The sequence below is a fragment of the Laceyella tengchongensis genome, from assembly GCF_900182735.1.
GTDB classification, from domain to species: Bacteria; Bacillota; Bacilli; order Thermoactinomycetales; family Thermoactinomycetaceae; genus Laceyella; species Laceyella tengchongensis.
This window is the reverse complement of record NZ_FXTU01000010.1, coordinates 55,987-79,036: the sequence shown is the minus strand read 5'-3', so window position 1 is coordinate 79,036 and position 23,050 is coordinate 55,987. Positions and strand designations below refer to the sequence as shown.

Sequence of the window (23,050 nt, the reverse complement as noted above, 5' to 3'; positions counted from 1 at the left end):
TCGATACGCACGCTACAGGGGGCTTGCAAAAATTCAAGAGCAATGCCTCCTAACTGCTGTGGCTCAAAACATAAAAAAGTTGGCTATGCTGCTTTCGAGAGCAGGTAAGGGAGGTGGTTTTAAGTTTATATGGGTTGATATTCATCCATTAATTGTTTATATCCCTTTTATATACAAAAACCCTGCGATCAACAAAGTTGATTCGCAGGGTTTGTCAACATTCTCAGGAGGCTCGTTTGAGCCTCCTTTTTGCCAAATCAGTACAGAGACATATATTGTTCGCGCTCCCATGGATGCACGGCGGTACGGAACATATCCCACTCGATTTCTTTTGCTTCCACGAAGTGCGCCAATGCGTGTTCACCCAAAGCCTCAACCATGACCGGATCGCGTTGCAACTCGATCAGCGCCTCATGCAGGTTGCTTGGCAAGTTCTCGATTCCCGCATCGCGACGCTCTTGCTCTTCCATGATGTAGATGTTGCGGTCGGTTTGTTTCGGCAACGCCAGCTTGTTTTTCACACCATCCAAACCGGCTTTGAGCATCACTGCCAAGGCCAGGTAAGGGTTGGCGGCTGGGTCTGGAGAACGAACTTCGATCCGGGTGCCTAGGCCACGGGATGCGGGTATGCGCACCAACGGACTGCGGTTTTTAGGAGACCATGCAACATAACATGGCGCTTCATACCCCGGAACCAAACGCTTATAAGAGTTGATCAATGGATTGGTCACCGCGGTAAACGCACGAGCGTGTTTCAATACGCCAGCCAAGAAGTGACGCGCGGTCGCAGACAGGCCCAACTCATCGCTTTCATCATAAAACACGTTCACATCGCCTTTGAACAGAGACATATGACAGTGCATGCCCGAACCGTTCACTCCGAACAGTGGCTTCGGCATAAAGGTAGCGTGCAGCCCGTAGCGGCGGGCAATGTTTTTTACAACCAGCTTAAAGATTTGGATGTTGTCAGCCGTGGTCACCGCGTTGGCGTATTTGAAATCAATTTCATGTTGACCCGGGGCCACTTCGTGGTGAGAAGCTTCTACTTCAAAGCCCATTTTGTCCAAGGTCAGAACGATATCGCGACGGCAGTTTTCACCAAGATCCAGTGGAGCGAGGTCAAAGTATCCGCCTTTGTCGTTCAGATCCAGAGTCGGTTCCCCTTTTTCATTTGTCTTGAAGAGGAAAAACTCCGGTTCTGTCCCCACGTTGAACGAAGTGAAGCCCAATTCTTCAGCTTCTTTCAACACTTTTTTCAGGATACCGCGCGGGTCGCCCGCAAACGGCGTACCGTCAGGCAGATAGATGTCACAAATGAGACCCGCCACTTTGCCTCCTGCGTCCGCACCCCAAGGGTAAATGACCCAAGTGTCCAAATCTGGATACAGGTACATGTCGGACTCTTCGATCCGCACAAACCCTTCAATCGACGAACCATCAAACATCATTTTGTTATCCAGCGCTTTTGGCAATTGGCTGGTTGGGATTTCAACGTTTTTGATGGTTCCCAAAAGATCGGTGAATGTCAGGCGGATATAAGCTACATCTTCTTCTTGCACAATGCGCAAAATATCTTCTTTGGTGTATTTAGCCATCGCAGTCGTTCTCCTTTCATTTAAGCAAGATGCTATCTTGACCGAAAGCAACAATCAGTGGCGGAAAAACCGAGATAATTCACCATGATTCAACGGGATCTGCCCCCGTCTCGGGTGGATGATCTGTTGTTTCAGCATGCGGCGCAATTCGCGCTCGCTCAGCTCCTTCTTGGCGGTTTCCGCTTCCCGTTTTGCTTCCAGGACTTGCTGTGACTGTTTGAGCATTTCACGGATTCCCGCGATGTTGATACCCTTCTCCAAATAAGATTTGATCTGGAGCAAGCGATCAACATCGTTGAAAGAGAATAACCGTTGGTTTCCCTTGGTCCTTTCTGGGCTGATCAGGCCTTGTTGCTCATAATACCGAATTTGACGCGGGGTCAGTTCGGTCAGCTTGGTCACAATCCCTATTGGAAATAAAGGCATGTTCCGTCGAAGCTCATCTTTCACGTTCATTGAGGGCGCCCCCTTTCAGCTATTCGGGAATGCCTTACAACTTCATTATATTTATGTAAGGTTTGTTAGTCAATGCATGTAAGGAAAAATGACATTGCTATTTTTTTCCCCTTAACCACCTATTGCTCCTGTTCATAGCCTTTGTTTCCGCTTGCTTCCATATTATTGCGGTGATTGACTTCGCATATTCCGCCAGCTCAGGTTTTTTATTCATTTACTACACAATCGTTGATCAACACCATGAATGGTTGCGCCAATCAGGCACCCGATCAGCAACCCACGCAGACAATCTTAACCATGCCCGCGTGTGGGAATGCGAATAAGGCGGGCAAGGGACACCGGCACACCTCTTGCAACACTAGCCGATTGAAACGCAAATTGTCCCGATCCCCCTCCCACTGGCGCCCCGCAATGTGATATCCGTTTCCAAACTGGAGTCTGGAACATTGATTATTCTGAATCCATGGGTGGCAATGATTTCTTAATGCAATCCCTCTCAAAATCGTTTAAAATATGAAAAGGCTTACATCCACTGCATGGTGCGCCTTTTGTTTTTACCTACACAACTCTTTCATTCACATGGGACGCTTCCGCAAGCGTCCTTTTTTTTGTTGCCGAAGCCTTTAGAAACAACAACAAAGCCGCTTCCCACAATGGAAACGGCTTTGTTCTTTAAAAAATCACTAAGAAGCTGAACCAAATCACCAAACCCAACATCACTAAGAATTTGACGAAAATCCCGCCTAAAAATCCAACCAATGTGCCATATGCCACTTTGAAGGCTTCAGTGGCATTTCTCTTGATTACCAGCTCCATCAAGAAAACCAAGACAAAGGGTCCCACGATAATGCCGATCGGGCCGATGATGAACGGGAACGTCAGCACCCCCAATACAGCGGCAACGACCGCCAGCGTGGACCCTCCGTATTTTTTCACGGCGACACTACTTGAAATGTAGTCCACCAACATCAACAAAACGGCCAACAACAGCGTGGTGATCCAAAATCCAGTACCCAACTGCTCCCCGCCATCAATCAGGAAGTGATACACGGCAAAGCCGGCCACCAACAGTGGTACATCCGGCAACACTGGCACGATTAGCCCAACGAATCCTAGTATGATTAAGAAAAAGACTAGTACCCACAACAGTAATTCCACTACTCGTTTCCCCTTTCAAACGCGATGTGGCCCGTTTCTGCCATGTGATCCAGCGCTTGTACAATGCCGATCTTCACATGAGAATACGTCAATCCCCCTTGCATAAAAGCGATGTATGGCGGTCTGAGCGGCCCGTCCGCCGAAAGCTCAATGCTAGCGCCTTGCACAAATGTTCCGGCCGCCATGATCACTTCATCACGGTATCCCGGCATAGCAGACGGAACGGGCAAAATATGCGCGTCAATGGGGGAAGCCGATTGAATTCCTTGACAGAAGGCCACCAACAACTCTGCGCTTCCCAAATGGATTTGTTGAATGATATCCGTTCTTGTTTCTTCCCAAGATGGGGAGGTTTTGAAACCCAATTCTTCCAAAAAGGCCGCCGCGAACACCGCACCTTTAAGGGCTTCACCCACCACATGCGGCGCCAAAAACAGCCCTTGATAGTAATCGCGCAAATACCCGTGCGTCGCCCCACCTTCAACGCCAATTCCCGGTGCAACCAAGCGGGAAGCTGCCCGCTCCACCCATTTGGCTTTACCGGCGATATATCCACCTGATTTGGCCAAACCGCCGCCGGGGTTTTTGATCAGTGAACCGGCAACCAAATCGGCGCCCACCTGAGTCGGTTCGACCTCCTCCACAAATTCGCCGTAACAATTGTCGACGAAAATGACCGCCTTGGGACAAATCTCACGTACTCGCTCAACCATGTCTCGGATGTCCGAGATGGTGAAGGAAGGACGGTCTGCATATCCTCGTGACCGTTGGATACCGATCATGCGGGTGCGCGCGCTTACTGCTTCCCGAAACGCATCCCAATCGATTCGACCCGCAGAAGTCAAAGGGATCTCCCGATAGGCGATGCCTAAATCCGCCAGCGATCCCGATCCATCGCATTCTTTTCCAATCACTTGGTGCAACGTGTCATAAGGGCGGCCCGTCAAATAGATCAACTCATCTCCTGGGCGCAACACTCCGTACAAACAAGCGGCGATTGCATGCGTGCCCGAAATGATGTTGGGTCGCACTAACGCTTGCTCCGCGCCAAACAGGGAGGCGAACACTTTTTCAAATGTCTCTCGCCCCAAATCGTCATACCCGTATCCTGTTGAAGCCTGAAGATGAATTTCGCTCACCCCATGCTCGCGGTATGCGGCCAGCGTTTTCCACTGCTGCCGATCGACGTTCCGCTCGATCCGTTTGAGCACAGGAGCGATTTTCGCCTCGACGGCAGCTACTTTCTTTTCGATCCATTGTCCATGTCGCAACTGGTTATACACTGATTCATCATTCCTATTGATTAAATTTCTAAGTAACTTGCTGTTTCAATTCCGACGGCAATTTCTCCAGCTGTTTGTCAGTCAAACGGCACTCTATCTCCATGAAAGCGTCATTCGCCTTGGCAGAAACAACTTCTGCCATCCGATGCAAAGCAGAAAGGAGATCTCCCCGCTCAATCGGGATTTCCAGATGGACGGTCATGGGCTTGGAACGGAGCAAGTTTTCGATTTTCCTCTTCAATTTGTCCACATCTTCCTCCCGCAACGCGGAAATGCGAACGATCTCCCGCCCATCGGGTTCGATGCCTTGCCCATCCAACAAATCCGCTTTGTTGAGCACCATCAAGGTGGGAATATCCGTCGCCTGTAACTCTTCCAACACCTTCTCCACCGCCGCAATCTGTTCGGCCGCTTCAGGGTGCGCCGCGTCTACCACATGCAACAAGAGATCCGCTTCCCGCACTTGTTCCAGCGTAGAGCGGAAAGCGGCCACGAGATGATGAGGCAAATTGCGGATGAAACCGACCGTGTCCGTCAAGATCACTTGTTGGCCTGAAGGCAACTCAAGCATGCGCGAAGTCGGGTCCAGCGTGGCAAATAATTTGTTTTCAGCCAACACCTCTGCTCCCGTCAACCGATTGAGCAAAGTGGACTTGCCCGCGTTGGTGTAGCCAACCAAGGCGACTTGAACCACTTCGTTTTTTTTGCGCCGCTCTGAATGCAAACGACGATGTTTTTTCACTTCTTCCAATTGTTTCTTCAAGTCGCGGATTTGCCGGTGGATGTGCCGGCGGTCCGTTTCCAATTTCTTCTCACCCGGTCCGCGAGTACCGATGCCCCCACCTAGGCGCGACAACTCTTTGCCGCGACCCGCCAAGCGGGGCAACATGTATTCCAACTGCGCCAGCTCCACTTGAATCCGGCCTTCTTTGGTCTGGGCGCGTTGTGCGAAAATATCGAGAATCAACTGCGTGCGGTCAATCACTTTGCAGGGTAACAGCCGCTCCAAATTGCGGATCTGCGCCGGACTCAGCTCGTGATCAAAAATCACCAGATCCGCCTCCCGCTCTTCAGCCATTTGCGCCACTTCTTCCGCTTTTCCTTTGCCGATCAACCAAGCCGGGTCAAGGCGGTCACGAAATTGCACCGCTTTACCGATCACTTCGGCTGCAGATGTTTCCGCCAAGCTTCCCAACTCTTCCAACGTGGACAACAGTTCCCATTCATTCCGTTTGGGACCGCATCCAACAAGAATCGCCTTTTCTTTTTCACTGTTTTGCACCGTTTCTATCCTACTTCATTCCTTTCTCAGACAGTGAGTGAATCATGGATTTTCTCATTATACCACGAAGCCTTGAACCCATTCTGCGAACCGGACTCTATTTGCAGGTCTTCGCTTCTAAGCGTCATCAGATCATCGCGGCTCGTGTGCTTGGCACGCAACAGGCGAACGGCCTGATGGCGGGCCGCCTGTTCGATCAAATTACGGACATGGCGGGCATTGCCAAAATGGTTCCGATTTCTCAGCCGCTCCTCCTGCAAGTGTTTTTTCAGCTTCTCTTTAAAAGCGAAGGATAACCGGTATTCCCGCTCTCGCACCATATTGTCCGCGATTTCCATCAACTCGGTCAACGTGAACGGCGGAAAAGTGAGTTGGATGGGAAACCGGGACGGCAATCCTGGGTTAAGCCGCAAAAATTGCCCCATCTCATGAGAATAACCCGCCAAAATGAGAATGAACTCATTTTTATGGTCTTCCATTGATTTTACCAGGGTATCAATTGCTTCCTTGCCAAAATCCTTGTCCCCGCCGCGCGCCAAGGAATAAGCCTCATCAATAAACAAAATGCCGCCCAAGGCCCGGCGCACGTGTTCACGCGTTTTTTGCGCCGTGTGACCGATATATTCGCCAACCAAATCTGCCCGCTCTACTTCTATCAAATGCCCTTTGGACAAAACGCCCATCTCTTTGAACAACTTGCCGATGATACGGGCCACAGTCGTTTTCCCCGTGCCTGGTTCACCAGCAAAAATCATGTGCAACACTTGCTGGTCTGTTGCCAATCCTGCCGCTTGGCGACGTTTGCTCACTTCCAGCCAAGCGTATATCTCCGTCACAAACTCTTTTACCTTAGACAGTCCCACCAATTCGTCCAATTGATCCAAGCACGCTTTTAGCGGCCCCTCCTTTTCACGGGTCGATTCTACGACAGAAGCCGGGGCGGCAGTTTGGCGGCATTGCTGGCGATGGTCAAACACAACATGTATCTGATGTTTTGCGGTTCCGGTGTAAACCCTTCTCCCCATCCGGTTCACCTCTCTGTGGTCTGATGCTTTTTTATGTATACGCACCCGCCCAGAAATGGGTGAATCCCGTCAGAGGACTGAAAAAAGCTGCTGATAGATTCAGCAGCTTAAAAGGGGCTCAGCCTTCTTTGCTTTCATCAGACGGCATGAGAGATACCGGACGAGCGGGAGTAAACGTGGAGATTGCATGCTTGTAAACCATTTGTTGTTTACCTTCGCTGTCGATCACTATGGTAAAATTATCAAAGCCGCGAATCACCCCGCGTAGCTGAAATCCGTTTACCAAATAGATGGTGACGGGAACCGATTCTTTGCGGATTTGGTTTAGAAATGTATCTTGAATGTTGATGGATTGTTTCAAAATCCGTACCTCCTATGTAATTTTAACATTTTACATTATTGTACTCTATTCTCTAGCCAAATGGCACTTTCCTGCAACCAAGCTCTGAATTTCTGCAAAACATTCCCTATTCGTCACATCGAACCAGTGCATCTCCCCATAACGGCGAAACCAGGACAGCTGGCGTTTGGCATACTTACGCGAACCTTGCTTGATCAGATGCACCGCTTCCTCCAACGTTAATTGCCCTGACAGATAAGCCATGATTTCCTTATACCCGATGGCTTGCATTGAAGTCAAACCGAGGCTGTACCCTTTCTCCTTCAACCGCTTGACTTCTTCGACCAGTCCTTGTTCCAGCATCAGATCGACGCGCTTATTAATCCGTTCATATAAAAGCTCACGCGACATCGTCAAACCGATCCAGCACGCTTCATACGGAGAGGTGCCTCTTCCCTTCAACTGGGAAAAAGGAATACCAGTAACATCATAGACCTCTAACGCGCGAATCATACGTCGTATGTCATTGGGATGCAATTTTTTAGCCGTCTCGGGATCTACCTCTTGCAAGCGAGCATGCAACACTTCACCTCCCCGCTCAGCGGCGAGCCTGCCCAATTCTTGGCGCAAGGCCTGGTTCTCTGGGACCTGTGGCATCTCATAATCATACATCACCGATTCGATATATAACCCCGTCCCCCCCACTAGCATGGGAAGGCGACCCCGCTCATGCACCTCGTCGATTTTCTGCCGCGCCAACTTCTGATATTCCTGAACGGAGAAAGAGGTGTCTGGATCGATGATGTCAATGAGATGGTGCGGGATACCTTCTTGCTCTTCAGGTGTGACTTTGGCTGTCCCTATATCCATACCCCGATAAACCTGCATTGAATCCCCTGAGATGATTTCACCGTTAAATTGTTTGGCCAGCTTGATGCTGAGCGCCGTTTTTCCGACGGCGGTGGGTCCAGCGATCACCAACACCTGTGGCTTCATTGGACTCCCCCCTTTCGAATCACGCCCCAAGCAAAGCTGGAAGAGGACTTGACGATCTCAAACCCGAGCCGGGCGAATTCTCCTCCCTTAGGCCGTTCCTTCAGCAATACGGCACGCTTCGCCACGCGGATCGCTTCCCGGACAGAGCGCTCATCCAATGGTTCTGGATTGGCCAACGGTTTCAACTGTTGGATGGCGTTTGAAGCCTGCACCGTCTCCCGGAACATCGGATCGAACATCACCACATCGAACGAATTATCTTGGCATAACGGCAGATAGCTTCGATAATCCGCTTGAACCACTTCGACCCGCCGCAATGCACGGTGCAAGGCTTTGCGATCAGTCTCATACGTTTTTAGGCCATGTTTCACGATAGCGGCGATCACCGGTTGGCTTTCAAGAGCCACCACTTGTCCCTCATCTCCCACGACATGAGCCGCTACAACGGCGTCCGCGCCCATGCCCAAGGTGCAATCAAGCACGCGGTCTCCCGGCTTAAGCCCCGCGCATTCCACCATAGCATCGGGATCTCCATTCAACAACTGCTTGATCCTGAGTGCGGACATACTGGGATGAAAGAAAAAAGGCTGACCTTGTTCCTCCTCCACTCGCCATCCCTGTTTCGTCACAATGACCGCCCGTGATTCCCCCGTTTGTGCAAACAAACCGGGCAGCGAATGACGTTCCCGCTTCACATAGGGAATTCCCAACAATGCGGACAGATACCGGGCTTCTTGGATTTCTTTCGTTCCTGGATGAAAAGACGTTGTCACAAACACGGTTCTACATCACTCGCTTAAACATTTTTTCTAACTCATAGCTGGAGAAATGAACAAAAATAGGACGGCCGTGCGGGCAAGTGAACGGATTTTCGCATTGGTTCAACTGCACCAACAAGCTTTCCATCTCGTCACGGCGCAAATGTCGATTCGCTTTGATCGCCGCTTTGCAAGACATCATCTTGGCCGTCGCATCACGCAGCGCGCCCGTATCCACTTTGCCATGCTCCTTCAACCACTCAATGATTTCGTGAACCAGGCTCTCCGCGTCTTCTCGTGGAAACCAAGTGGGATAAGCCCGGACGACAAACGTCGTTCCCCCAAAAGGCTCCATTTCCAACCCCCACTGCCGCAAATACGCCAACTTGGCTTCCAACAGTTCAGCTTCCGCGGGTGAACACTCAATCGTCAACGGGATGAGCAAGGGGTATTGCTTGGTATTTTCTTCGCCCAATTTGCGTGAATAAATCTCATAGTAGATGCGCTCATGCGCCGCATGTTGGTCAATCAGATAAAAGCCGTCTTTTGATTGGGCCACAATGTAGGTGCCGTGCACCTGCGCCAACGGCTCCATTTCCGGCAAACGCGGGGATGTGGAACCAGTCTCCACCGGTTCCGTACTTTCCGTTTCTTCCACCTGAGCAGCCGGAGGAGCGGGCGCAGTTTCTTCACGTTTGGCAAACGTGGTCAAAGCCGAGCGGTAAGCGGGTTGAGGCGGAGCGCTAGGCGGTCGCGGCGGTGTGAATGTGAGCGATTCGGGCTCCTCCGCTACCACATTTCCCCGTCTGGAAGATTCCTGCTCGCGCGTCTGAAGCGGTTGCGGCACCTCTTCCATGTCACTAGCATCGCTCGCACTGGCCTCCATCACCTGATCCCTGCTCGGTTGTAGGGGCGGATAAACAGGCTTGTTCATTGATTTGGTCGGCGGTGCCTCCATCTTCTCCCACGAGAGTTCGTCCTGGACGACCGTCGTTTTGATCCGAGCTTGTCCCACACTACCCATCGCGCCCGGCACAAACCGCTCCGCTTTGAACGCCCGCGTGATCGCTTCCTCTACCAACCGGCAACACTCTTTCTCCTTGCTCAACCGCACTTCCAATTTAGCGGGATGCACGTTTACATCAACCAATTTGGGGTCCATCTGCACCGTCAGCACACCGATGGGGTAACGTCCATTCGGCAACAACGTGCCATAGGCGCGCAAAATAGCTTGTGTAATCGGTATGGAACGGACAAACCGGCCATTTAGCACGATGGATAGATAGGAACGGGTGGAACGAGTGATTTCCGGTTTGGTCACATAACCCGCGATGGCAAAGTCCGCGTCTTCCCCCGCAAACGCCACCATCCGGCTCGCCACCTGCTTGCCGTACAGGGCGTGCAGCACATGCAGCAACTTGCCGTCACCACTCGTGCGAAATAGCTCCCGTTGATTGTGGCTGAGTGCAAAAGAGATATGTGGATGGGCCAAGGCCAGCCGTCCAACAACATCCGCCACATGGCTAACCTCAGTGTTGACCGTTTTCAGGTACTTCAAACGAGCCGGTGTATTGTAAAAAAGCTCATTTACCACCACATCTGTCCCTTGGGAGCGGGAGGCGTCCTCGACTGAGAGGAGTTCGCCTCCTTCTATCCGCACCACTGTCGCCAGTTGCGAAGGATCATGGGCCGTGGTCAGAGTCACCCGCGCAACCGAGGCGATGCTGGGCATGGCTTCGCCTCGAAAGCCCAGGGTTTTGATCGAAAACAAGTCCCGTTCGCGCTTGATTTTGCTTGTCGCATGCCGGGAGAAGGCCAAGACCGCATCTTCTCGATCCATCCCGATTCCGTTGTCAGAGACACGGATTAATGAGATGCCGCCTTCTTCGATGTGAATCTGGATGCGGGTTGCCTCCGCATCAATCGCGTTTTCCACCAGCTCTTTCACAATCGAGGCCGGCCGTTCAACCACTTCCCCCGCGGCAATCTGGTTGGCCAAATGATCGTCCAACACTTGGATTCTGCCCACGCTTTCGCCCTCCTTCCTCACTGATCAGTTACAATTTCTGTTTCAATTCATATAAAAATTGCATGCACTCAAATGGGTTCTTCATCATCAAATCCCATTGCCGCAATGCTTCAATAATTTCTTGCTCCTTAGTCGACAAAAGCGCCGTGGCCGCGCCGTTCCCCTGCGTAACTGACTCAGCCACATGGTTAGCCGTTTCATCTTTCGCAGGCGAAGTAGCTTTGGCCGCGTAGTCAAACAATGACAGCTGGGCTGAATCATCCGGTTTGGGTTCGGCAGGTTCCGGCGAAGCGTGAAAGCGTCCTTCCAATTCCTCTAATATCTCTTTGGCACGGTGGATTACCGGTTGCGGCAAACCTGCCAATTCGGCAACATGAATACCGTAACTTTTGTCCGCCCCGCCGGGGACGATCCGGTGCAGAAAGACCACTTTGCCGTCCTTCTCAATGCATTGGGCATGCACGTTGACCAATCTGGCTAGTTGCCGCTCCAACTCCGTCAACTCATGATAATGCGTGGAGAACAATGTCTTCGCCCCGATATGGTCGTGGATGTATTCCACAATGGCGTGAGCCAAAGCCATCCCATCATAGGTGGACGTACCGCGCCCCACTTCATCGAGCAAAATCAGGCTGCGGGAGGTCGCTTCACGCAAGGCGTGGCACGTTTCGGCCATCTCCACCATGAAGGTACTGCGCCCACCAATCAGGTCATCCGCCGCACCAATGCGGGTGAAAATGCGATCCACAATGGAAACTTCGGCGTATTCCGCCGGCACGTAACTTCCGATCTGGCTCATCAGCGTGATCAAAGCCACTTGGCGCATATAGGTGCTTTTACCAGCCATGTTTGGTCCGGTGATGAGCAGGATTTGCCGCTTATCTCCATCCAGGGTCACATCATTTGCCACAAAGTCATCCACATTTGTGGCCGCCTCCACCACCGGATGACGTCCCTGTTTGATATGCAGGCGATCCGCTTGATGAACTTCCGGCCTCACGTACCGATATTTTTGGGCGATGATGGCAAAAGCTTGTAGCACATCGATTTCAGCCACCTTCTCCGCCAAATGTTGCAAACGGGTCACCTCTTGCGCGACTTGGTTGCGCACTTCTGTGAACAGCTCATATTCCATTTCCACCGATTTTTCGGCGGCGTTAAGAATCAATTGCTCCCGTTCCTTCAACTCGGGGGTCACAAACCGTTCCGCATTGGCCAGGGTCTGCTTCCGTTGATACCGCTCAGGTACATGCTGCAAATTGGATTTGGTCACTTCGATATAGTAACCGAATACCCGGTTATACCCGATTTTCAACGACTTGATGCCCGTCGCTTCCCGTTCTTGCTGTTCCAACTGCGCAATCCAACTTTTGCCGTCTTTTTGGATGGCGCGCAATTGATCCAGTTCGGCATGGTATCCTTCCCTCATGATGCCACCTTCTTTGACGGAAACCGGGGGTTCATCCACAATCGCGCGGTCAATCAACTCCCGGAGTGCCTGACACTCGTCCATCTGTTCGCCCAACGCGGCCAATTCATCATGGCCCGACCGCATCAACCGCTCACGCAAGTGAGGAATGACACTTAATGAACGCTTCACATTGGTCAGATCCCTCGCATTGGCTGAGCCAAACGAAATCCGTGCTGCGAGGCGCTCCAAATCATACACTTGCTTCAACATCTCGCGCGCTTCATCCAGCAGGATGAAATCTGACAAAAACGCTGCAACCGTGTCTTGGCGCCGCTTGATGTCCGGCACGTTCAACAGTGGCTTGTCCAACCACTTGCGAAGCAGACGGCTACCCATGGCCGTTGCCGTTTGGTCAAGCAGCCACAGCAGGGAACCCCGTTTTTTGCCTTCTCCCAGTGTCCGCGTCAATTCGAGATTGCGCCGTGCCGCTTCATCCAGCATCATGTATTGTTTGGCATCGTACCGGCGCAAACGCCGCAAGTGCCCCAGTGTACGCTTTTGGGTCTGCTTCAGATAGGCAAACAACATGCTGAGTACGCGCCGCAAGGGCTCGGACGTGCAAACCTCATTGAAATTGGCGAATTGCTCCGGCAGCTCTTCCGCCAATTCTTGTTCGACCAGCTTTTCCAAGGTGAGCGGATTCACCAAACACTTGCATCTGCCCGACAGCGCTTCACGGAAGGCATCATTCCCATGCAATCCCTCATCGAGCAAAACTTCCTTGGGCTCATAGCTGGCCGCTTCATCAATGATCCAATCCAATGAACCTGCCAATTCGGTGACATGGCATTCCCCCGTGGACAGATCCGCCGCAGCGAGCGCCATCGTCCCACCGAAGCCGGCAAGTGCGAGCAAGAAATTGTTTTCTTGCTCAACCAGCATGTTCTCTTCAATGATGGTGCCGGGAGTGATGACCCGGACCACTTCCCGTTTCACCACCCCTTTGGCCGCCGCCGGATTTTCCACTTGTTCACATATCGCCACTTTATACCCTTTTTCGATCAACTTTTCCACATACGTATGCGCCGAATGATAGGGGACCCCACACATGGGAATCCGCTCTTTTCCCCCATCTCGGCTGGTTAACGTAATTTCCAGCTCTTCCGCTGCCTTTTCAGCGTCAGAAAAAAACATTTCATAAAAATCGCCGAGGCGAAAAAATAAAAAGGCATCAGGATATTGTGCCTTTATCGATAAATACTGTTGCATCATCGGAGTATATTGCGACATGGTCTCTTCCTCCGCATATATTTTTCATTCACCTATTTTAACATGAAAATCTGAAGTCATCCCATTTGTTCACAAAGTTTTTTTCCGGACAAGCGCCTGCTGATACGGAGGCAGGTACCAAACTCTGCGGAAATCTTGTGTCTCATCCCACGTTTCACCGGAGAGGAGATAATGGAACAAGTCATCCAACGGCTTTTGGTATAACTCATAATCAGCGCATTTCTTCAGCTTTTCCCATAAGTTGGGCAACCAGCGGTAGATCAACGCTTTGCGGCCCATGTAATAAGCGCGCTGGATTTCTGGGTCTTGCAATGGGAAATAAGGAAGGGTGCGGTAGTTGCTAGCGATCAATTTGGCTAGGGCGAACACCCCCTTGGTCAATGTAGGGGAGACCAGCCAACTCGGCGGCGTGCGATATTCAAATCCCCCATGCGGTTGAAACCGATAATCTCCCAAATAGCCGTATTTGGGCCTGCGGTCGATTCCTTTCACATCTTCGGCGATCACAAACAAAAGAGCCATATAGTTATCCAATGCCCGGAACAGTTTAAAGTTTGGTTTGATTCCGCTGTAATGAATATGCCCTCCTAAAGGAAAGCCGCTCCAAGGCATCCCCCCAGCTAGCCATTTTCCCTGTATATGCCTCGTTTTCCTGGCCAGTTTGGTCAGCAGGCGATAAATGCTCATCACCATGGTTTTCGGGTCGGAAGTAGGTGTGGGCCTCAATTCAAACAACGGCTTCTTGCGACGGTCTTCCCCCAACCAAATCGCATCGCAGCCGATCTCCCCCCGCACCGGTATCAGATCGGAGGCGATGACCAATTTTCCGTCGGGACCAACCATCACAAATTCTGGATCGGCACCCAACACGATTTGCTCCGGCTCCGGCTTCGGCTCTACACACTGAGCAACATAACCTTTCAGTGCGCTGAGGAAGCTTTTGATTCCATCCTCACCCAACGTGGGCGTGACTGTGAGGCCTGCAACGACAAGTTTGCCACCGCTGACCGCGCCGATTTTGACCATGCCGTAATCCAATCCCAATGCATAAATCGTGCGGGTAGCCAACAGTTTAGCCCGACGGTATTCACGCGGCCGATCCTGCTCTTTTACCCGCCGGTACCGTGTTCGCTTTTGTTGGTGATTGGCCAGCCACACGGTTTGTTCCGTGGAACAGTATGCAGTCAACACTTCCGTCTGAAATATGAAAAAAAGATACTCCCTCACAAATTTGAACTTATCATTTACCGCGATGCCATGCAATTGAAGCTGCTCTCTTCGCACACGCGGCTGAATTGCCCGTTCCACCTGTTGCTCCTCATTCAAAGTCAGCATCGCTTTAGATAACTGCAGCGCTTGCGGCAGTTGCAAAGCAATCGAGGGAACGAGCGTTCGATCCCCGTCCAATACCAGCTTTCTCAATTCTTCATCATTTTTTATCGATTCGTAAGGAAGGGTGGCGGCTACCATGAAGCTTTCCCCTTTCTCTATCCCGCGCCGTCGCTATTCGTGGAAATTTTATGCTGTTATCATATGTCACCTGCATAAAATTGGTTAGTCTTTTTTCCGCTGTCTTGTCTGGGCAAATAAAAAAGCTCCTGGCAAAATCGCCAGCAGCCGCAAGACAGATTAATCTTCCAGTTCATCAATAACCAGATTGGGATCAAGATCATGAAAATCGTCTTCTACGTCTCCACTGATTCCTTCGTACACGTCTTTCTCATCGCTTTCGGCGTACTCGAGCGGATACACCGGAACGCACACTTTGGTTTCACCCGTCAATTCAACCAAAAACTCCTTTTCGACCCGAACCGTCACTCCGTCTTTGTGGGAGGCGATGGACGCTTCGATGCAATTGGGCGCTTGCGTCACCGCCGCCGTCACTGAAACGGAAGCCTCTCGGGTGTTACGATCATAAAATGTGAGGGGTACCTGCTCCGTATAATAGACGGTTTCTTGCATGACATCCGTTTTGGTATTCCCTTTGGTCGAATACCAAATATTGATGTCGTAACTGCCCCGTACTTCGATGGCCTCTCCCACTTTGTGGCAGTCATAGTTGTGATTGATAACCCAAGCACCAAGAATGGTGTCAATATTGTCAGGCGGCTGAATAGAATGCGACATCTGGGAAAATTTCCGACCTTTTCCGCATACCGCTTTGGTCAAAATCTGACGGTATTCAACTGCTCTATCTGTATTAGACAATCTCCTTCCCTCCTCCAATCATCGTTCAATAACAAGTGTATGCAGGGCAAGTGTCTAGAGTGCAAAAAAAACCCTGCGGAAATTCTCCGCAGGGTTGTCTTTTTTAGCGGCAACTGCAAGCTCCTCCGCCGCAACCGCTGGCTGTCTCCCCGCCCGTCTCCACTTCGATTTTTTGGGAGACGGTGTCGGCGATCACTTGCTGGATCGTCTGCAACAAGCCGTTAACCTCTACTTGCGCCTGTTGGTATTCGCGCACGATAGGCAAATGATTCAAATGCCCATTCAATTTTTCCAGCTCTTGCTCAAGCAAACGGCTGTACTCAGGCTTCTGATAATGCTTAGCATGAACCAGCTCTTTCTGCTTGCGCTTAATGGATGCGATCGTCTGTTGCACTGCATCGCTTTGGTTCACTTGCCTCTCCGCATCCCGAAAGCGTTTCACTTCAGCACTACGCTCCAACAAGGCAGCGAAGTTGCGTGCTTCGGACAAGATCGCGTGTCTGGACATCTCAACCACCCACCACGCGGGACTCCTGATCAACCCAAACGCCTTTTAGCGTCCAAGTCTGCGGTTCATCGATCCGCACGTGCACCATCTTCCCAATGAGGTGCTTCGGACCGATGAAGTTTACCAACTTGTTGGTGCGAGTGCGTCCAGAGAGCACATCCGGATTCTTTTTGCTTTCCCCTTCAACCAACACTTCTACGATTTTGCCGCGCAACGCTTCGTTCTTGCGGCGGCTAATTTCATTTTGCAATTCATTCAGGCGTTGTAGGCGCGCTTTCTTTACTTCCATCGGCACATCGTCTTTCATCTTAGCCGCCGGTGTGCCTTCTCGTGGAGAGTAGATGAAGGTGAAGGCCGAATCGTATTCCACTTCTTTCACCAAGGACAGGGTTTCTTCAAATTGTTCATCCGTTTCACCTGGGAATCCGACAATGATGTCCGTCGTCAGCACCACATCTGGGATCGCTTCCTTGATTTTGCGGACAAGTTCCAGATATTGTTCGCGTGTGTATTTACGAGCCATCAGCTTCAAGACCTCGGAACTGCCCGATTGCACTGGCAAGTGGATATGCTCCACCAAATTCCCCCGTTTTGCCAGCACCTCGACGAGATGATCGTCGAAATCGCGCGGGTGGCTTGTGGTGAAGCGCACGCGCGGAATACCGATCTTACGAACATCATCCATGAGATGGGCGAAGGTGTAATGGATGTCTTCAAAGTCCTTACCGTATGCGTTGACGTTTTGCCCCAGCAACGTCACCTCTTGGTAACCTTTGCGCGCCAATTCGCGGATTTCGTTTAACACATCCTCTGGACGGCGGCTTCTCTCTTTCCCCCGCGTATATGGAACAATACAGTACGTGCAGAACTTGTCACAACCGTACATGATGTTCACCCAAGCGCGCAAACCATCTTCACGTACCTTTGGCATGTTTTCAACGACGTCGCCCTCTTTAGACCAAACTTCGATCACCATTTCCTTGGAGAAGAGCGCATTTTGAAGCAAAACCGGCAAGCGGTGGATGTTATGCGTACCAAAAACCAAGTCAACATGCTGGTAACTCTGTAAGATACGGTTCACGACCACCTCTTCTTGAGACATGCAACCACAAACACCCAAAATCAGATCCGGGTTTTCCAGCTTGAGTTGCTTCAAACGGCCCAATTCTCCAAACACTTTGTCCTCCGCGTTTTCACGGATCGCGCAAGTGTTGAGGAGGATGATGTCTGCTTCCTCTTCGCGATTGGTGCGGGTATAACTCATTTCTTCCAAAATCCCGGCAATCGTCTCGCTATCATGGACATTCATCTGGCATCCATACGTCTCGATCATGTATTTTTTGCCTTTACCCACAGAGCGCATATTTTCTGGGATTTGCTCAAATTGGAGTACCTGCACATCCTCTTTGCCCCGCTTTTTGGCCTGTTTCAAATCTGGCGCGACAAAATATTGGCTGTAATCTTTCACTTGTTTGCCCATGTCGTGTCCATCCTTTCTGAACAAACTTGAGATCCTGTGTTCTATGCCAAGAGCCATAACGGCTCAAAATGATCATTAAGTGCTCATTTAACTAAGTTATTATACCTGATCTGTGCAACTTGATCAATGAATTCTCCTATATTCGCCATTTTCGGCAAGTCATACAACTTGCCGATATCAAGTGTTCCCGGTTCGAATCAACCGGTACTGCTGTGCTTAATCCATTTCAGAATGTTTGTGAAACAAACTTGTTTATCATGATAGTACAAAACCGTACACTTGCCCCAAGGTTGCCACATTTTTTCTGAAACTTGCCGCTGATTCATGCAAAAATAACCTTGTAGCTATTCACACATATTTGAACCAGAAGGTGATACGATGCAATTAACCGGCTGGCGCTATTCACTCCACCTATTGCATCCAACACACGCAGAACCTCTGTACAGCATCGTCAAGGACTCTCCCCGCCTTTGGGATTACATGATCACCCCCATGACTTCACTGGAGGACATGAAGCACAATGTGAACAATGCCTTGCACGCATTCGCCCAAGGAACCATGCTTCCATTTGTCGTGATTGACTCCTCAACAAACACGATCGTGGGTGCCACCCGCCTGTATGATCTGTACACTGACCGGTTGACGGCGGAGATCGGCCATACCTATTACGCCCCTTACGCGCAGGGGACGGGAATTAATACTGAATGCAAATACCTCTTGTTTCAACACGCCTTCGAAAATCTGGGTCTTGTTCGGGTACAACTCAAAACAGATGAGCGGAACCTTCGCGCCCAACGGGCCATCGACCTGCCACATAAGCAAGCCCAGCTTCTGCATGACACAGAAACTGGGCTTGTTCGCTCACTCCCCGGCAAACGTCACTTTTCCCTCCGCCAACGCCGCGACGGAAGCCAATGATTCTACACGTATACCCTTCCTTCTCAACCGGTCGCCGCCTTCTTGGAACGATTTTTCTATAACAATCCCAACCCCGGCGAGCGTCGCTTCGGCTTGTTGGACAATATCAATCAATCCTTCCGCCGCTTGTCCATTGGCCAAGAAATCATCAATCACCAACACCTTGTCCGTTGCAACCAAATGCGCTTTGGAGACCACAATGGTGTTAGTCTGTTGTTTGGTGAACGAATGCACCTTGGCTTCATAAAAATCCTCTTGCAATGTCAAGGATTTGCGCTTGCGGGCGAAGACAACCGGAACACCTAATGCCAATCCGGCCATGACCGACGGGGCGATCCCCGACGATTCGATCGTCAATATCCGCGTGATGCCATCATTCGTGAATCGGCGTGCAAATTCTTGGCCGATCTCTTGCATCAACTCCGGATCAATTTGATGGTTTAAAAACGAATCCACCTTCAAAATTTCGGATGATAACGCCTTTCCTTCTTGGCGTATCTTCTCTTTCAACAATTGCATAACAGCTTCTCCTCCCACAGCAAAAGCCCCTTCGGTGAGTGAGCCAACGACCTAGGCTTTCTCTCCATGGAAAAAGACAAAGACACACCCGTCTTTGTCTTGTTGCCCACCCGTAGTCGGATGATTTACGGTCATCCGGTAGAAACTCGCAAGCCAATTCTTGCGATTATATGAGGGACATCTTCATTTTAATCAATAAACAAATTATATCTGACCCTGTCCATTCAAGCTATCAAAAATTATCGAAGGCATGGTTCAAACATCTATTTGCATGCCGATCCGGCTGACCTGGCAGGGACCAGGGAACACGGCTTGCGCTTCCTCTCCGAGCGGCTCAGGGTCTCGTTCCGGATACAAATGGGTCAACAGTAATCGCTTGGCTTGAAGCGCCACGCCGGCTTCCGCTGCTTGTTTGGCGGACAAATGCCCTATGGGATGCGCCGGTAGCTCCTGATGTAGATACGTCGCCTCGCACACAAACAGATCCGGCTTTCTCCCCATCGCCAACCAATCCGTTTTCGGACCAGCATCAGCGCCATACAAAATCGTTTTTTTCCCGTCGGAAATGCGAATGGCATAACACGGAATGGCGTGGTCGGTACGATGAAAGCTAAATGTGAGCTTGCCTATGCTGACCGACTCTGTTCCTATCGGCCGTTTGTCGATCAAGTTTTGATAACTCAGCTTTGCGTACCAATGGGCGGGTTCCGCTGGCGCCCATACAGGCAGGGGACGCTTTCGTTTTTGCTGGTTGCTAGCAACCAACAACGCGTATTGCAAGACAAAGAAATCGGAGATATGGTCATGATGCAAATGGGATAAAAACACAGCATCCAGTTCATGAATCGGCATCATTTTGGCCAGTTGTGCCAACACACCACTACCACAATCGATTAGGATGCGCTTTTGATCCGCCTCCAACAAATACCCCAATGTCGCCCCACCCGGCGCCGGATAAGGGGAATGACATCCCAGCACAGTCCACCGCATGGTCGAAAGCTGCCTCCTTTGTAAGAAGAAACCACTCCCCAAGGCAAGGAAGTGGTTTTTCTACTTATTATGCAAACTCAGCCACTAATTTATCAAAGTGCTCACGATCAAGCATCAAATCCTGCTTGGCCAGCGGCTCTTCTTTGAACCCTTTGATCATCTCTTCGTAGGATTTGCGCTCTTTGTTTTGATAGATAATACCTGTCACCAGGCCATGATGTTCCATCAACTTCTGCATGGCCATGGAACGGTTGGAGGCGTCGTAATTCTCGTCGTTGTCCAGGTTTACGAGATTCTCCTTGAACCAGTCATAAGTGTTGACTTTGTTGTAGGTAACACATGGGCTGTAAACGTTGATCAAAGAGAACCCTTTGTGTTTGATACCTTCTTCAATGACGTGGGTCAATTGCTTCAAATCGCTGGAAACCGATTGTGCCACGAATCCCGCTCCTACCGTCAACGCCATTTCCATCGGATGGATTGCCGATTCGATCGAACCACTTGGCGTACTCTTGGTTTTGAAACCCATCTCACTGCGGGGCGAAGTTTGTCCTTTGGTCAATCCGTACACTTGGTTATCCATCACGATGTAGGTGATGTCCACATTCCGGCGGATCGAGTGAACAGTATGCCCCATCCCGATCGCAAAACCGTCTCCGTCACCACCAGCGGCAACCACCGTCAAATCGCGGTTAGCGAGCTTCAAGCCTTGGGCGATTGGCAAGGCACGACCATGCACGCCGTGCAAGCCATATGCATTCACATAACCTGAGATGCGTCCTGAACAACCAATTCCCGATACGACTGCAACATCATGCGGTTCCAACCCAAGATTGGCGAAAGCACGCTGCATGGCGGCCAACACAGAGAAATCACCACAACCTGGGCACCAGTTGGGCTTTACTTTGTTGCGAAAATCTTTAAATGTGGCCATGAACCAACAGCTCCTTACATTGTTTGTAAATTTCGGATGGCAAGAATGGATTTCCATCGTATTTGCCATAGTGAACTAATTTCTCGGCGAATCCTACATGCATTTTGATCAGATTGGTCAATTGTCCTGTCGCGTTGTTTTCTACAACCAACACTTTTTTCGCCTTTTGGATTTGCTGTTGCATGATCTCCGTCGGGAAAGGCAAGATTTGGCGGATGTGGGCATGATTCACTTTCAATCCTTCCGCTTCCAACCGCTCTTTTGCTTCCGTGATCGTACCGCGGGTGGAATTGAAGCCCACGATCAGAAGATCTGCCTCTTCATGTTGCGCATCCAGGAATACAGGGGTGTCGAAGTCGATGCCATTGCTCAACTTGGACAAGCGCTTATCCATCATCCGTTTGCGGTTGAGCGGATTTTCAGATGGACGCCCCGTTTCATCGTGTTCTACCCCGGTCACATGATGCAAGCCGTCTTTTTTCCCTGGCAGAACGCGGCGAGAAATGCCGTCTTCCGTGAATTCGTAACGCGGGAACAGCTGTGAATTTTCAAGCGGCGGCAACTCTTCGTTCCAGTCAACCAATTTCCCGCGCTTGATTTCGATCCGATCATAGTCAAGCGGATTGACGGTTTGCTTACCGAGGGAAAGCGCCAAGTCCGACAAGATAATAACCGGACATTGATATTGCTCCGCCAAATTGAAGGCTTGAATCGTGTCATAGAAGCACTCTTCCACCGTGCTCGGAGCCAACACGATTTTCGGAATTTCCCCGTGTGTGCTGTAAAGCATGGCCAACACGTCACTTTGCTCTTGCTTGGTCGGCAACCCTGTGCTTGGACCCCCGCGCTGGGTATTGACAATGACAGCTGGCGTTTCAGTCATTCCGGCGAGACCGATCGCTTCAGTCATCAAGGAGAGCCCCGGTCCAGCAGACGCCGTCAACGCACGCACGCCACCATAGTTGGCGCCGATCACCATCGTCATCGCAGCGATCTCGTCCTCGGTTTGCACTACCGTGCCACCGAGTTCAGGCAACTTTTTGATGAGGTATTCCATGATTTCAGAAGATGGCGTAATCGGATATGCCGCCATCAAACGCGCACCTGCAGCGACCGCTCCCAACGCAATGGCATCATTTCCGATCATATATAAGCGCTTTTTGCCATCAGATGGATCTAAGCGGAACTTTGTAATGGTGTTGCCGATCTGCTCTTGCACATACTCATGGCCTTTTGTGATCGCTTCCATATTTTTGTCTACTACTTTTTGGCCTTTTCGAGCGAATCTTTCTTCGATCACTTCTTTAAAGGCGTCAACCGACAGTCCCAGCAATGCGATGGAAGCACCCACGGCCACCATGTTTTTCATTTGGGCCATGCCAACTTCTTCCGCAATTTTGGTGAATGGAACTGCGAGAAGGTGTGCAGTTACTCCCTCCGGAACGGTTGGTTTAAATTTGGCATCAGCCAAGATCACACCATCTGCAATCAACTCATGCGCATTTAAGTCAATTGTTTCTTGGTCAAATGCAACAAGAATATCCAGCTCGTCGGAAATGGAGCGAACCGGGCTTGTGCTGATGCGAATCTTGGTATTAGAATGCCCGCCTTTGATGCGTGAGGAGAAGTGCCTGTAACCGTATAGATAATAGCCCTTGCGATTTAGTGCGGTCGACAATGTTTCCCCCGCACTGTCGATACCTTCCCCCTGCTGTCCGCCCACTTTCCACGAAAGCTGCTTAACCATGAACTCATCTCCTTTAATCCTGCCACACACTACACAATAATAAGAAATTTGCAACCCTCTTCACAAAGAAGAAGACGGAATAACGCTTCCTTGTGAGTGATAGCATTTTCATGTATTAATTCT

The 23,050-nt window shown here is 50.6% G+C and carries 20 protein-coding genes and 1 riboswitch; of the genes, 1 reads left to right on the top strand and 19 read right to left on the bottom strand.

The window, feature by feature from the left end:
* Positions 1-257 precede the first annotated feature (257 nt).
* The 15 genes from glnA to miaB form a co-directional block, all read right to left on the bottom strand.
* A complete protein-coding gene (gene glnA / locus QQZ12_RS15400; protein ID WP_102992591.1) occupies positions 258-1,595 on the bottom strand; it encodes a type I glutamate--ammonia ligase in 1,338 nt (445 codons plus the stop codon).
* A gap of 54 nt (positions 1,596-1,649) precedes the next feature.
* Positions 1,650-2,045: a MerR family transcriptional regulator gene (locus QQZ12_RS15395; RefSeq protein WP_054096417.1), complete on the bottom strand. Its 396-nt coding sequence runs from the start codon at positions 2,043-2,045 to the stop codon at positions 1,650-1,652.
* A gap of 678 nt (positions 2,046-2,723) precedes the next feature.
* On the bottom strand, positions 2,724-3,209 hold the full coding sequence (locus QQZ12_RS15390) for a DUF456 domain-containing protein (RefSeq protein ID WP_102992592.1): 486 nt from the start codon (positions 3,207-3,209) through the stop codon (positions 2,724-2,726).
* Positions 3,209-4,492 (bottom strand): methionine gamma-lyase family protein, encoded by a 1,284-nt coding sequence (locus QQZ12_RS15385; protein WP_102992593.1) that lies wholly within the window; start codon positions 4,490-4,492, stop codon positions 3,209-3,211. Before QQZ12_RS15385 ends, QQZ12_RS15390 begins: the two co-directional genes overlap by 1 nt.
* A 28-nt stretch (positions 4,493-4,520) precedes the next feature.
* A complete protein-coding gene (gene hflX, locus QQZ12_RS15380) occupies positions 4,521-5,783 on the bottom strand; it encodes a GTPase HflX (protein WP_431606317.1) in 1,263 nt (420 codons plus the stop codon).
* 17 nt (positions 5,784-5,800) lie between these two features.
* On the bottom strand, positions 5,801-6,799 hold the full coding sequence (locus tag QQZ12_RS15375) for an AAA family ATPase (RefSeq protein ID WP_102992595.1): 999 nt from the start codon (positions 6,797-6,799) through the stop codon (positions 5,801-5,803).
* A 118-nt stretch (positions 6,800-6,917) separates the two neighbouring features.
* Positions 6,918-7,160, bottom strand: coding sequence for an RNA chaperone Hfq (hfq, locus tag QQZ12_RS15370; RefSeq protein WP_022737628.1), 243 nt, complete (start codon positions 7,158-7,160; stop codon positions 6,918-6,920).
* Between the two features lie 45 nt (positions 7,161-7,205).
* Complete coding sequence (gene miaA, locus QQZ12_RS15365; protein WP_102992596.1) at positions 7,206-8,135, bottom strand: tRNA (adenosine(37)-N6)-dimethylallyltransferase MiaA; 930 nt, start codon at positions 8,133-8,135, stop codon at positions 7,206-7,208.
* Positions 8,132-8,914 carry a class I SAM-dependent methyltransferase gene (locus tag QQZ12_RS15360; RefSeq protein WP_102992597.1) on the bottom strand — a complete coding sequence of 261 codons (783 nt, stop codon included), beginning with the start codon at positions 8,912-8,914 and terminating at the stop codon, positions 8,132-8,134. The genes miaA and QQZ12_RS15360 overlap by 4 nt, the downstream gene beginning before the upstream one ends.
* 4 nt (positions 8,915-8,918) lie before the next feature.
* Positions 8,919-10,922 carry a DNA mismatch repair endonuclease MutL gene (gene mutL, locus QQZ12_RS15355; protein ID WP_284724636.1) on the bottom strand — a complete coding sequence of 668 codons (2,004 nt, stop codon included), beginning with the start codon at positions 10,920-10,922 and terminating at the stop codon, positions 8,919-8,921.
* A gap of 28 nt (positions 10,923-10,950) precedes the next feature.
* Complete coding sequence (gene mutS / locus QQZ12_RS15350) at positions 10,951-13,623, bottom strand: DNA mismatch repair protein MutS (RefSeq protein WP_284724635.1); 2,673 nt, start codon at positions 13,621-13,623, stop codon at positions 10,951-10,953.
* 69 nt (positions 13,624-13,692) lie between these two features.
* Positions 13,693-15,093: a putative amidoligase domain-containing protein gene (locus tag QQZ12_RS15345; protein ID WP_284724634.1), complete on the bottom strand. Its 1,401-nt coding sequence runs from the start codon at positions 15,091-15,093 to the stop codon at positions 13,693-13,695.
* A 159-nt stretch (positions 15,094-15,252) separates the two neighbouring features.
* Complete coding sequence (gene cotE, locus QQZ12_RS15340; RefSeq protein ID WP_102992601.1) at positions 15,253-15,831, bottom strand: outer spore coat protein CotE; 579 nt, start codon at positions 15,829-15,831, stop codon at positions 15,253-15,255.
* Positions 15,832-15,934: 103 nt separating this feature from the next.
* The gene (locus QQZ12_RS15335) at positions 15,935-16,339 is read right to left on the bottom strand and encodes a YlbF/YmcA family competence regulator (RefSeq protein WP_102992602.1); all 405 of its coding nucleotides are present in this window, start codon (positions 16,337-16,339) and stop codon (positions 15,935-15,937) included.
* Between the two features lies 1 nt (position 16,340).
* Positions 16,341-17,819: a tRNA (N6-isopentenyl adenosine(37)-C2)-methylthiotransferase MiaB gene (gene miaB, locus QQZ12_RS15330; protein WP_102992603.1), complete on the bottom strand. Its 1,479-nt coding sequence runs from the start codon at positions 17,817-17,819 to the stop codon at positions 16,341-16,343.
* 378 nt (positions 17,820-18,197) lie between these two features.
* Between miaB and QQZ12_RS15325 the strand changes: the two genes are divergently transcribed.
* Positions 18,198-18,737 (top strand): GNAT family N-acetyltransferase, encoded by a 540-nt coding sequence (locus QQZ12_RS15325; RefSeq protein WP_284724633.1) that lies wholly within the window; start codon positions 18,198-18,200, stop codon positions 18,735-18,737.
* Here the strand turns inward: QQZ12_RS15325 and QQZ12_RS15320 are convergent.
* The 4 genes from QQZ12_RS15320 to QQZ12_RS15305 form a co-directional block, all read right to left on the bottom strand.
* On the bottom strand, positions 18,681-19,256 hold the full coding sequence (locus tag QQZ12_RS15320; RefSeq protein WP_284724632.1) for a xanthine phosphoribosyltransferase: 576 nt from the start codon (positions 19,254-19,256) through the stop codon (positions 18,681-18,683). The genes QQZ12_RS15325 and QQZ12_RS15320 overlap by 57 nt on opposite strands.
* A 93-nt stretch (positions 19,257-19,349) precedes the next feature.
* Positions 19,350-19,450: riboswitch (purine riboswitch) on the bottom strand.
* Between the two features lie 61 nt (positions 19,451-19,511).
* Entirely contained in the window at positions 19,512-20,246 is a 735-nt protein-coding gene (locus QQZ12_RS15315; RefSeq protein ID WP_102992610.1) for an MBL fold metallo-hydrolase, read from the bottom strand.
* A gap of 67 nt (positions 20,247-20,313) precedes the next feature.
* Entirely contained in the window at positions 20,314-21,180 is an 867-nt protein-coding gene (locus tag QQZ12_RS15310) for a 2-oxoacid:ferredoxin oxidoreductase subunit beta (RefSeq protein ID WP_102992611.1), read from the bottom strand.
* Positions 21,167-22,927 carry a 2-oxoacid:acceptor oxidoreductase subunit alpha gene (locus QQZ12_RS15305; RefSeq protein ID WP_102992612.1) on the bottom strand — a complete coding sequence of 587 codons (1,761 nt, stop codon included), beginning with the start codon at positions 22,925-22,927 and terminating at the stop codon, positions 21,167-21,169. The genes QQZ12_RS15310 and QQZ12_RS15305 overlap by 14 nt, the downstream gene beginning before the upstream one ends.
* Positions 22,928-23,050 lie beyond the last annotated feature (123 nt).